The sequence below is a fragment of the Microcoleus harperi Pol14_C6 genome, from assembly GCF_036701295.1.
GTDB lineage: Bacteria > Cyanobacteriota > Cyanobacteriia > Cyanobacteriales > Microcoleaceae > Microcoleus.
Window position 1 is genome coordinate 9,967 of sequence record NZ_JAUBQN010000037.1, and the last position, 12,133, is coordinate 22,099.

Consider the following 12,133-nt stretch of genomic DNA (forward strand, 5'->3'; position numbering starts at 1 on the left):
AAGAATTCGCAATTAAAATAAACACAAATTAAGCTGAGCTTGCCCTTAAACTTTGATATAATAATCAACATTCAGAATAAATGCTAGCCGAAGAATTCGCAATTAAAATAAACACAAATTAAGCTGAGCTTGCCCTTAAACTTTGATATAATAATCAACATTCAGAAAAGTTTTTAAAGTTAGGTACTATATGCTCGCCTCAACTAGCGAATTGCTGAACACGGCATTGAGAAATGGTTATGCGATCGGTGCTTTTAACGTCTACAACCTCGAAGGAGTAAAAGCCGTCATCAATGCGGCCGAAGCGCTGCACAGTCCTGCTATACTGCAACTTAACCCCAGCACCCTCCAATACGGAAAATCGCCTTTAGTCGCACTGTGCATAGAAGCGGCCCGCAAATCTCTAGTGCCGATCGCAGTACACTTAGATCACAGCACCTCAGAAAAAGACATTCACCTCGGCCTAGGTGCGGGCATTAAATCAATTATGGCAGACGGTTCTTTTTTACCCTACGAACAAAACTTAATATTTAGCCGGGAAATGACTAAATTAGCCCACGCTAACGGTGCGGCAGTTGAAGCAGAAATCGGCAGAATTAGTGGCAGGGAAGACGGTTTGACAATCGATGAGAAAGCCGCAAGAATGACCGATCCCGTAGCAGCAGTAGAGTTTATCAAAGAAACTAAGGTGGATTTTTTAGCCGTAACAATTGGTAACGTTCACGGCAAATATTTAAGCGAACCAAAACTAGATTTTCCGCGTCTGGCAAAAATCCGGGCTGCTGTTTCAGTGCCGTTAGTGATGCACGGTGCTAGCGGTTTGCCGGCATTAATGATTCATCAATGTATTCAATTGGGAGTATCGAAATTCAATGTGAATACAGAAGTTCGCGAAGCTTATATGGACGTGTTAAAAAGTAGCATTTCTTTGTCTGATCCGGATTTGTTGGAAATAATGGAAAAATCTATCAATGCCATGCGATGGGTCATTTCTGACAAACTGCAACTTTTCGGTTCTGTCGGTAAAGCTTATGTGCATCACTCTCCCTACGCGGATGACTTGACCGCAAAGATTACCAGCAACCAACAAACAAGCCACAACAAATCAAGTTTTGATCAAATGTTAAAGCCTGTGTATAGTGAGGCTTTGAGTCTTATGTTGAAGTAAAAAAAACTAAAGTCCTGACTGCGAAACAGTTTTTAGTCAGGACTTCAGTCCTCTCTAACCGTTTAAAAATCGATCGGGATCGATGCCAGATTCCCGCAGCCGCCGAATTAAAGACTGCAATTGAGCTTCTGCTGACTCTGCCTGCTGCCATTGGTGTTCCGCTTCAGTCAGAATTCAATCGCCATCAACATCATACCAGCGCAACCACAGTCGATCGATTCCCTGGAACTCTCCTTGCCACAAACCCAAGCCCAAACTTAGGTCAGCAATCCACACTCGCGACTGGGGCAATTCTAATTCTTGATAGTGTCCGCCCTTCAATTCAAACACTCGCAATTTGTTAGTATAGCGGCTGAAAACGGCATAAATAGGAACCAGCAAAATTTGCTCGTAAACCTCCCATTTTATAAGCGGCAGATCCTTCGTATAAACCTCCAAAACTTGCCCGTTACCTGCAGTGTTTCCCGACTGAGGTGGCAACTTTTCTTCATCGGTATTGTCGCCTAAATCTTCTTTTTCCGTTCCCGGCGAAAGCAGTTCTACAATTACAAAAGGATTCACGCCTTGCTGCCAAGTAACATAACTCATCCGCAGTTCGGAGCGATCGTAAAGTCGGGGAACTCCCACAACTGCAAACCAATCCGGCCGCTTGTGCCAGAGAGTATGATGCACGTCATAATAAAGGTTCATGTCGGTGCCGCTAAATATCTCAGAAGCTGGATAATTCCGAGGTCGAAACGTCAGGCTCAACAACTGCGGCTGCAAATCGTGAAATTATTCCCGCAAACCAGGTTCCTCCGGGTCTTCGCTCGGTAAATCGTACATCGTCGGCAGCGTTTCTCTGGGCGATCGCGGCGGATCGGTTTGCGGCACAGGATATTTAAAAGGCAACATATAATATTGAGAAATGACTGCATTTATGCTAACATCATTTTAATACTTGCCGGACGAGTGCCAACACCCTGTAAAACGTTTATTTCAAACTTTTCTTCCTCTCATTTGTGAAGTAAATTTCACCTCTAAAATCTCAAATCGACGGATCCGAAATTCTGCACTATGATCGACATTCCTCAACTAATTGCTCAAGAACTTTCCATTAATCTATCTCAAGTCAATAATGCTCTGGAACTTTTCGCAGAGGGAGCAACAATTCCGTTTATTGCCCGCTACCGCAAAGAACGCACGGATTTGCTGAATGAAATTCAGTTGCGGGATATCTCAGATCGCTTCACCTATCTGACGGAAATTGAAGAGCGCAAAAAGTCGATTTTAGATACGATTAGCTCTCAGGGAAAACTCACAGAAGAACTGCAAGCTAAAATCGAATCGTGTTTGCAAAAGAACGAACTCGAAGACCTTTATCTGCCTTACAAACCCAAGCGGCGGACGCGAGCCACAATTGCTAGGGAAAAAGGTTTAGAACCGCTGGCAGAATTTATCAAATCTCTGAACTTACCGACGGCTAAACCAGCAGATTTTGAGGCTGAAGCAGCTAAATACATTTCGGAAGAAAAGGGAGTGAAAACAGCAGAAGAAGCTCTCAAAGGTGCTGCGGATATTTTGGCGGAAGCGGTTTCGGAAAAAGCAGAATTGCGCGCTTATTTACGAGAACTTTTGATGAAAACAGGAGTTTTTGTCTCGAAAATTAAAGATGATTTTCCGGAAGGAAGCACCAAATTTGAAATGTACCGCAATTACCAAGTTGCAGCGAGAAGCGTTCAGTCGCACAATATGTTAGCGCTGTTTCGCGGAGAAACGGAAGGAGTCTTAGATTTGGAACTGGCTTTTGATGAATCCGCAGTGATGGCTTATTTGGAAGGTCAGGAAATTAAAACTAGGATACCGGAAGTTAAAGAGTTTTATCGATCGACCTTGAAGGATGCCTTCAACCGACTGATGAAGACTTCGTTAATTACAGAAGTACGATCGCACAACAAAGCCGTCGCTGATATCGAGTCCATCGCCACTTTTGAAACCAACCTCCGCGAGTTGCTGCTGTCGGCGCCGGCGGGCATGAAACCGACACTGGCGATCGATCCGGGATTTCGCACGGGGTGTAAAGTTTCCGCCCTCGATGAAACCGGGCAATTTTTAGAATATCAAGCAATTTTTCCCCACCAAGCAGCCGCCCAGCGACAGCAAGCTGGTAAAATTGTCAAGCATTTAATTGAAAAATATAAAATTGAATTAATCGCGATCGGCAACGGTACAGCTTCCCGCGAAACAGACGAATTTGTTTCGGAAGTTTTGGCAGAAATGGAAAGAAAACCGATTAAAGTCATGGTGAATGAATCCGGTGCATCGATTTATTCAGCAAGCGAAGTGGCGATCGCCGAATTTCCAGACCTCGACATCACCGTTCGCGGCGCAGTCAGCATCGGGCGGCGCTTGCAAGACCCCCTCGCCGAACTCGTGAAAATCGACCCGAAATCAATAGGAGTCGGTCAATACCAGCACGACGTTGACCAAAAACTGCTCAAAAAGAAACTCGACGAAACAGTCGAAAGCTGCGTTAATTATGTCGGAGTGGACTTAAACACAGCCTCCAAAGAACTGCTGACATTTGTGTCAGGAATGACGGCAACAGTTGCCAAAAATATCGTCACTTACCGCAACGAAAACGGCGCCTTTAAAAATCGCCGTCAACTCCTGAAAGTTCCCAAACTCGGGCCAAAAGCTTTTGAACAAGCAGCCGGGTTTCTTCGCATTCGCGGCGGTGAAAACCCCCTGGACAATACAGCAGTTCATCCCGAAAGTTATCCTGTCGTGCAAGCGATCGCCAAGGATTTAGACTTGCCGCTGACAGGAATAACACAAATATCGGAAAAAATCAAGACTGTAAACATCAAGAAATATGTCACAGAGAAAGTCGGAGAACCAACACTCCGAGACATTATTTCCGAACTAGAAAAACCAGGAAGAGACCCGCGCGCCGAGTTTAAATATGCCACTTTCCAAGCAGGAATCAAAGAAATATCCGACTTGCAAGTTGGGATGGAATTAGAAGGCATAATCACGAATGTAGCTAATTTTGGAGCCTTTGTTGATGTAGGGGTGCACCAAGATGGTTTGGTTCACATTTCTCAATTAGCCGATCGCTTTGTAGATGACCCCAAACAGATTGTTAAAGTTGGACAAGTGGTGAAAGTGCGGGTTTTGGAGGTGAATGAGAAGTTAAAGCGGGTTAGTTTGACGATGAAGCTACAAGAAAAACCGCAACCGCAAAATGGCAATAGCGTCAGGCTTCCGGCCCCGCGCCGGCGTTAAAGCTTTGGGGGAAAGCTGAAAAAGGGCGATGGCGTCCCGCCCCGCAAGCTACGGCTACAATTGTGTAATCCTTACCAACCTCAAAATTATATGGTTGCAAGTAAAAGCGACACCTACCTCTCTCCTGAAGATTATTTAGCAGCCGAGAAAGTCAGTCAGATCAAACACGAGTACAGGCAAGGTGAAATCTATGCAATGGCAGGGGCAAGCAAAGCTCATGTCATCATTTCGGGAAATGTGTTGGCACTGTTGAGAAATCATCTTCGGGGGAGTGGCTGCATACCTTACATGGCAGAGATGAAAGTTCGGATTGAGTCAGCAGATTGTTATTACTATCCCGATGTAGCGGTGAGTTGCGATGAACGGGACAGAAATGCTGATGAAGATTTCATTCGCTACCCGCGCTTAATTGTGGAAGTTTTATCGCCGACAACAGCGGCTTTTGACAGAGGCGATAAATTTGCTGATTACCGCACTTCTGAAAGTTTGCAAGAGTATGTATTAATCAATCAAGAAAGAGTTAGTGTAGAGTGTTTTCGTCGGAATGCAGAGGGTTTGTGGGTGCTTTATCCTTACACTCAAGGACAAGAAGTTCAGTTGGCTAGTGTTAATTTTAGCTGTGCGATCGAGACATTGTATGAAGATGCGATCGAGATTACTTGATTTTAATTACTCCTGAATCACTGATATTGATATGATTGAACCGCGAAGACGCGTTAGGCGAAGCCGCGCGTAAGCGCTAGGACGCGAAGGAACAGAAAAGAAGAAGAAGCTGGTAATGGCTATTTTTTCTTGGTGGCTTTCCAAGTGCCGCCGTAGAAGTAAAAAGGATTGTTTTTACTTACCGATTCCCAACATTTAAGACACAGAAAAAACCACTGCCCCGACTCGTCATACCGGGCACGGTAGAGAGTCGGGGCAGATTGGGAACAACGATCGCAATATTTGATTCTGATTGCCCTGGCCATTGTTACTCAGTTTCAAACAATAACGGACTCTTGAGGGCGGGCAAATATCATGCGGCCGGCGCTTGTTTGCAGGGCGCTGGTGACTACGACTCTGGCTTCGCCGCCGACATAGCTGCTTCCTGCTTCTACGACAACCATTGTGCCGTCATCCAAGTAACCGATTCCCTGAGAGGGTTCTTTGCCTTCTTTGCGGATTTTTAGTTCGATCGTATCTCCCGGCAAATAAGTGGGGCGCACTGCATGAGTCAAATCATTAATATTCAAAACCGGCAGTTTTTGGACAGTAGCTACTTTCGATAAGTTGTAATCGTTGGTGAGCAAAATGCCGTCGATCTCCAAAGCGAACCGAACTAATTTTGCATCGACTGTGGCCAGATCTTCGTAGTCAGCCGAGTGAATTTGAATCCGTTCTGGATATGTTTCTTTGATGCGGTTGAGTACATCTAAGCCGCGGCGCCCGCGCACTCGCTTTTGATCGTTGGCTGAATCAGCTACCAGTTGCAGTTCTTGGAGAACGAATTGCGGGATAATAATTTGACCTTCGAGGAAACCTGTTTCTAACAGGTTTTCAATCCGGCCGTCAATAATGCAGCTAGTATCGACCACTTTGGCAGAGGCTGGTTTGAAAGTCCCTTCGGCTACCAACACCGTGTCTAAGCTTTTGGGGTTGATCAGTCGCAAGAAAGCACGGCCGTGGGTGTCGGTCAAACTGACGCCTGTGAAGCCGAACATGACGCTACCCAAGACGGCGACTAGAGGTTTGATGAAGCCGAACTCGCGGGGAATTGGCAGCAGGAATAGCGGAGCCAGCATTAAGTTCGCTACGAGAAGTCCGATGATTAAGCCGATCGCCCGCGTCAGTAACATCTCCACTGGCATATCGCGAACTTGTTTTTCCAGCCGGCGGTAGGTTGTTTGAGCCACTAATCCCATCACGAAGCCGATTAATGCTCCAAAGGAACCTAGTACAGAACTTAAACCTTGTATGTTTGTAACTTGCTGCAGCAGATTGCTCGGCAGGAGTTCGACTCCGTAATAGCCGATGCCTCCGCCTGCGATTATGAATGAGATTATTATGATTGCGTCTAGCATTAGTTCTAGGTTAATGAATTTATTCCTATTATATCTTTCCAGTGCTGATACTTGTTTTCATGCTTTGGTCGGAAATCGCTATATCTACTCAAGGATTCTCATAAACTTATATTTCGGGGTTGTACCCTCTGAGGGATGTGCGATCGAGCTGAGCGGCATTTACCAGGCCGGGCCGAAAACAGGCAGGAGGGGCGAATAAACCGCCCTGCGGGCTGTTCGGGAATTGTGACGGAGGGAAACTGGTACGAGGTTAAACTACAAGAGCCGATCGTTCGCAGGGCTTTTTTGGTAAGAAAATGTCATAATATACATAATTATTCATGATGGTTTAATTAAAACTTTAGATTTGAAGTTGCGCTTTTGGCATGAAATGTAATGAACCCTATCACAGATTATTTAACATTTGAATTAAAAAAAAGTGTGCAAGCGACAAATCTCAGCATTCCCACTTCGGCTTACCTGCACATACCTTTTTGTCGCCGCCGCTGTTACTACTGCGATTTTCCGGTTTTTGTGGTGGGCGATCGCAAAAATGGCGAAAATTCCGGGACAATTGTGCAATACGTTGCCGTACTCTGTCAAGAAATTCAAGAAACAAAAAATTTAGGCGCATCTCTGAAAACAGTTTTTTTTGGTGGGGGCACACCTTCGCTGCTTTCAGTCAGTCAGTTGAGCAATATTTTGGAGACTCTCGACGGCAAATTTGGCATTGCTGCTGAGGCGGAAATTTCTATAGAAATAGATCCGGGTACGTTTACTTTAGAACAGTTGCGGGGATATGCAGCGGCGGGAGTAAATCGGGTTAGTTTGGGAGTGCAAGCTTTTCAGGATGAATTGCTGCAAGCTTGCGGGCGATCGCACTCGGTAGCAGAAATTTTTGAAGCAGTAGAAATAGTGCGATCGGCTGGTATTGTCAATTTCAGTTTAGACCTGATTTCGGGACTGCCGCACCAAACTTTAGAACAGTGGGAAGCTTCCCTAAAATCGGCGGTGGAAATTAGCCCGACTCATCTGTCGAGTTACGACTTAATTGTTGAGCAGGGAACGGCTTTCGGGCGCTACTTTGAAGCAGGCGCACAGCCACTGCCGGCAGATGACACCGCTGCTCAAATGTACCGTTTAGCAAGGGAAATTCTGACGGGGGCTGGCTACGAACATTACGAAATTTCTAATTACGCTCGATCGGGCTATCAGTGCCGCCACAACCGCGTTTATTGGGAAAATCGCCCTTATTACGGTTTGGGAATGGGGGCGGCGAGTTACGTGGAAGGTCGGAGGTTGACCAGGCCTCGCAAAACTCAAGAATATTATCAGTGGGTGCGATCGATCTCTCGCCTCAATTCCTCTGCTACCGAACAACTTGGGGGGGAAACCCAGCCAGATATTGACCGAGAAATTGAACAAAATTTTCAAGTTTCAGAAAATGACGTTTTGTTAGAAACGCTGATGCTAGGTTTGCGTTTAGCAGAAGGAGTTAGCCTGTCGGCGCTGACTCAAAAGTTTACTCAGCAAACGGTTGATAAAATTTGGCGTTGTTTGCAGCCCTACTGGCGGCAAGGATGGGTGGAAATTATGACGGAGGAGGGGGCGATTTCCTACGGGATAGCTCCGCTTCACGCAACTTTAGGCGAGGGCGCGAAACTGCCGCTGTCGGGCAATTTGAGGTTGAGCGATCCCGAAGGTTTTTTATTTTCTAATACAATTTTAGCCGATTTGTTCAGCAAGTTAGGCGAGGATAATTAGCTCTGTCTGAGGAAGTATATCTCAGGGAAGCGCGAGCTTTGCTAAAGCCGGGGCCGTCAATGCGACAAAAGAATATTTAATTGCTCCCTAACTCGATCATCTCAAAAATAATATATTTTATATCGATCCCTAAACAAAACTTAAAAGGGAACTAAGCCTTGAGATAGACGCCACGACTGCATTCCATCCGTCATACTTAAGACTGAACATTTAAAAAGTAATTTAATGAACACTTTAACTATCGAGCGCAACCAAACCCAAAACCAGCCCTGCCTTGTAATTAGCGAGCGCGGGTGCAATCCGGCTTCCAAGTGTAATTTTTGCGGTCACTACCAACAGGCAAGAGGTTCAGTTGGTCACTGTCAATTGTTTAACGCACCTGTTAGGGGAGGATGGAAATCTTGCACTTTAGCACTGCCGGCTTTTGCACCTTCTTGGGAATAGGTGGAAGGCGCTGATGTTTGTCGGCAAAATTTATTAATTAACCCAAACAATGTAAAAAAAACTATAAAAAATTGTGTTTTAATTTGTAATATGCTATATTTGATAGAGACCAGTCGCCGTATCGTTCGCACAATTGCACAAACAAGTTAAAAAAATGAATTTGACACTAAATCAGGTAATTTCTGAAGGTCATACGCGCATTTTGTGTTGGTATCTCAATAATACTAGCAAAGTGCAAATCGCTCGCATTACAAATATTCCTAATTGGTATTTTGAGAGGACGGTGTTTCCGGGGGAACGTTTTTTGTTTGAAGCGCTGCCGGAAGCTCAGTTAGAAGTTTGCAGGAGTGCGGAGACTGGTGCTATAGTGTGCGAGCGAATTTTGTGCGATCGGCTGCGAGTTGAAGAATTAAGCACGGCTGATTGAAGATAATTCCCCAGACTTACCAACCAGAGGTAGAAACCCGGTTTTTTTTCATAAACCGGGTTTCTCTGTATGATTATTTGTATGATGATAAAAACTCCGTGATTCTCGCCACCGATGCCTCAGCCCTGAAACTGTCGCAAATGTTAATCTAAGCTAAATTATAAAAAATCCACCACTGTTTAATACTAAAACCCGATGTCCCTCACCGAACAAATCCTCTCCCAACTGCCAGGAGACGCCCTCGGAGGTCTGAGAAAAGTCGATCGACTCTGGGAAAACCTCAAACAAAACACCGCACCAGCACCCCAAGCAATCAAACACAGCCAACAACCCCTCGAAACCCTCGACTTCGACATAGTTATCGGCGGCGGAACCCTAGGAATATTAATCGGTACAGCCTTAGCCGTGCGGGGTTGGCGAGTAGCCCTGCTTGAACGCGGCATCCTGCGAGGACGCGATCAAGAATGGAACATTTCTCGCAAAGAATTAGACGCATTCTTAGAACTAAATTTGCTATCAGTTGAAGAGATAGAAAAAGCCATAGCCAGCGAATACAACCCAGCCCGCATCAGCTTTGCCAACACCCCCGACATCTGGGTGCGGGACGTACTCAACATCGGAATCGACCCAGTTTACCTCCTAGAAACCCTCAAGCAGCGATTCCTCCAAGCTGGAGGAAAGCTATTTGAAAATACACCATTTAAAACAGCAACCATTCACCCGAATGGAGTCTTGGTAGAATCTGCAAATACCGATACACAACCTGCCACAAATTTATTTAAGACTCGATTATTATTAGACGCAATGGGACATTTTTCGCCCATTGTCCGCCAAGCAAGACAAGGAAAAAAACCCGACGCCGTATGTTTAGTAGTCGGCAGTTGCGCTCGAGGATACCCCAAAAACGACACTGGGGATATATTTGCATCCTTCACCCCAATGCAAAATCAGTGCCAATATTTTTGGGAAGCATTTCCAGCCAGAGACGGCCGCACAACGTACTTATTTACATACATAGACGCCGACACAGAAAGATTCAGTTTAGAAACATTATTTGAAGAGTATTTGCGCTTGCTTCCCCAATATCAAAACGTCGAACTCGAACAGTTAAAATTCCAAAGAGCACTCTACGGATTTTTCCCCTGCTATCGTCAAAGTCCTCTAAAAACACCTTGGAATCGCATACTTCCAGTCGGAGACAGCAGCGGTAGCCAATCTCCCCTCAGCTTCGGCGGTTTCGGGGCAATGGTGCGCCACCTCAAACGATTGACTCTAGGAATTGAGGAAGCTTTGACAAGCGACAGTCTCGACAAAAATTCCCTCGCACTTTTGCAACCCTACCAGCCGAATCTATCAGTTACCTGGTTGTTTCAGCGTTCGATGAGTGCTGCGATGAATCAAAGAATAGACTCCAATCAAATCAATCAACTTTTGGCGGCAGTCTTTAAGGTAATGGAAGAGTTGGGAGAACCGGTACTCAAACCCTTTCTTCAGGATATCGTGCTGTTTCCGGCTTTGTCAAAAACCTTGTTTAAAACAGCAATTAGCCATCCCGGATTAGTTCTGAGAATTATCCCGCAGGTAGGAATAGCTAATTTGCTAGATTGGATGGTTCATTATGTGAATTTAGGAATTTATACGGGATTGCAGCCTTTAGGGAAAGCCGTAGAACCGCAGGTGAAAAATTTAGCACCAGGACACCAATACTATTTCCACCGATTAATAGAAGCGTGGCAATACGGCGCTGGAGGCGATTATTAAGTTATTAATTGTGGCACGGGCATCTTGCCCGTGGCGAATAATGAACAGGCAAGATGCCTGTTCCACAACATAATATAATTAATTGTGGCACGGGCATCTTGCCCGTGGCGAATATATGAACAGGCAAGATGCCTGTTCCACAACATAATTATATATGAACAGGCAAGATGCCTGTTTCACAACATAATTATATATGAACAGGCAAGATGCCTGTTCCACAACATTATATAATTTATGAGTTATCAAGGAGCTATAACTGCTAAAGCTTGGGGAATTACTCGAAATTTTGCAGGCGTGTGAGTAGTTATTTCACCGTCGGTATTAATCGGACGGCGTTTGCTAGTATTAACCTCAAATTCTTGAGCGTGCAAGGCGCGAACGTTAGGCCAACTTGTATGATTTCCTTGCCTCATAGCTGGCAGCAAAGCAATGATTTCCCACCAGTTTTTTGTTTCCAAACTATATAAATCTAGTCGCCTGTCGTCGATTGTGGCATCCTCGGCAACTGTCATGCCACCGCCGTAGTAGCGGCCGTTGCCAATGGCAATTTGAATAGTTTTCACATTAAAAGTTTGGTCTTTTACATGAATTTTTGCTCGGAACGGTCGCGCGGACAAAATTGTCTGCAAAGCAGTAAAAGCATAGGCGAAAACTCCCCAGCGCTGCTTTACGTCTTTAGTCAGCCGCTGGGTAATTTCCACGCTCAATCCCAAACTTGCCACATTAAAGAAATGCTTGCCGTTCACGCAACCCAAATCTATGAACCGAACTTTACCGCTGGCGATTACTTGACAAGCTGCGGATAAATCAGTAGGAATTTCCAGAGTGCGGGCGAGGTCGTTAGCAGTTCCCATCGGCAAAATACCCAAGGGTAACTTGGTGTCTGTCAAACCTTCTATGGCAGCGTTGAGAGTGCCGTCGCCACCGCCGATTATTACTAATTCAACTTGATTTTGGTAGCGGCGAATTGTGTCGGGAAGTTCGCGGGCGTGCTCCGTAGATTCTACAATTAACTCAAAACCCAGTGCTTCTAATTCTACAGTGGCTTGAGATAATAGCTTTTGCCCTTTTCGGGAGTGCTGGTTTACTAAAAGTAGAGCTTTCTTCATTTGTGGATTTTTAATGGGGAATATTGAGTGTTTTTAATTACCAAAAGTATAGCTTGATGGCTTAACTCGATCGCATTAATGCTGGATTTCGATTTTACCAATTATGCTGGATTGACAAAAATGTCAAAAAATGGATAATTGTAACAAAAGATTG

Annotated in this window: 11 protein-coding genes; 7 read left to right on the top strand and 4 right to left on the bottom strand. The window is 45.1% G+C overall.

Annotated features, from left to right (window positions below):
* The first annotated feature begins 190 nt into the window (after window positions 1-190).
* Window positions 191-1,168: a class II fructose-bisphosphate aldolase gene (locus QUA27_RS21400; protein WP_333070283.1), complete on the top strand. Its 978-nt coding sequence runs from the start codon at window positions 191-193 to the stop codon at window positions 1,166-1,168.
* Window positions 1,169-1,342: 174 nt separating this feature from the next.
* Here QUA27_RS21400 and QUA27_RS21405 read toward each other — a convergent pair whose 3' ends face one another.
* Window positions 1,343-1,933, bottom strand: a complete 591-nt coding sequence (locus QUA27_RS21405) for a Uma2 family endonuclease (RefSeq protein ID WP_333070286.1) — start codon at window positions 1,931-1,933, stop codon at window positions 1,343-1,345.
* A gap of 291 nt (window positions 1,934-2,224) precedes the next feature.
* On the opposite strand from QUA27_RS21405, the gene QUA27_RS21410 reads away from it, so the two are divergent.
* Window positions 2,225-4,435, top strand: coding sequence for a Tex family protein (locus QUA27_RS21410; protein ID WP_333070288.1), 2,211 nt, complete (start codon window positions 2,225-2,227; stop codon window positions 4,433-4,435).
* Window positions 4,436-4,525: 90 nt separating this feature from the next.
* Entirely contained in the window at window positions 4,526-5,098 is a 573-nt protein-coding gene (locus QUA27_RS21415; protein ID WP_333070290.1) for a Uma2 family endonuclease, read from the top strand.
* 119 nt (window positions 5,099-5,217) lie between these two features.
* On the opposite strand, the gene QUA27_RS27640 is transcribed toward QUA27_RS21415, so the two are convergent.
* Together QUA27_RS27640 and QUA27_RS21420 are read right to left on the bottom strand one after the other, a co-directional pair.
* Window positions 5,218-5,403 carry a DUF8622 domain-containing protein gene (locus QUA27_RS27640; RefSeq protein ID WP_510175267.1) on the bottom strand — a complete coding sequence of 62 codons (186 nt, stop codon included), beginning with the start codon at window positions 5,401-5,403 and terminating at the stop codon, window positions 5,218-5,220.
* Between the two features lie 12 nt (window positions 5,404-5,415).
* Window positions 5,416-6,495 carry a PIN/TRAM domain-containing protein gene (locus tag QUA27_RS21420; RefSeq protein ID WP_333070291.1) on the bottom strand — a complete coding sequence of 360 codons (1,080 nt, stop codon included), beginning with the start codon at window positions 6,493-6,495 and terminating at the stop codon, window positions 5,416-5,418.
* Window positions 6,496-6,870: 375 nt separating this feature from the next.
* Between QUA27_RS21420 and hemW the strand changes: the two genes are divergently transcribed.
* The 4 genes from hemW to QUA27_RS21440 all read left to right on the top strand — a co-directional run bounded on the left by hemW (window position 6,871) and on the right by QUA27_RS21440 (window position 10,870).
* The gene (gene hemW, locus QUA27_RS21425; protein WP_333070293.1) at window positions 6,871-8,238 is read left to right on the top strand and encodes a radical SAM family heme chaperone HemW; all 1,368 of its coding nucleotides are present in this window, start codon (window positions 6,871-6,873) and stop codon (window positions 8,236-8,238) included.
* A 225-nt stretch (window positions 8,239-8,463) separates the two neighbouring features.
* Complete coding sequence (locus QUA27_RS21430) at window positions 8,464-8,682, top strand: hypothetical protein (RefSeq protein WP_333070294.1); 219 nt, start codon at window positions 8,464-8,466, stop codon at window positions 8,680-8,682.
* 154 nt (window positions 8,683-8,836) lie between these two features.
* Window positions 8,837-9,109, top strand: coding sequence for a DUF1830 domain-containing protein (locus QUA27_RS21435; protein ID WP_333070296.1), 273 nt, complete (start codon window positions 8,837-8,839; stop codon window positions 9,107-9,109).
* 195 nt (window positions 9,110-9,304) lie between these two features.
* Window positions 9,305-10,870, top strand: a complete 1,566-nt coding sequence (locus QUA27_RS21440) for an FAD-dependent oxidoreductase (RefSeq protein ID WP_333070298.1) — start codon at window positions 9,305-9,307, stop codon at window positions 10,868-10,870.
* Between the two features lie 242 nt (window positions 10,871-11,112).
* Here the strand turns inward: QUA27_RS21440 and QUA27_RS21445 are convergent, their stop codons facing one another.
* The gene (locus tag QUA27_RS21445; protein WP_333070301.1) at window positions 11,113-11,979 is read right to left on the bottom strand and encodes a lipid kinase; all 867 of its coding nucleotides are present in this window, start codon (window positions 11,977-11,979) and stop codon (window positions 11,113-11,115) included.
* Window positions 11,980-12,133 lie beyond the last annotated feature (154 nt).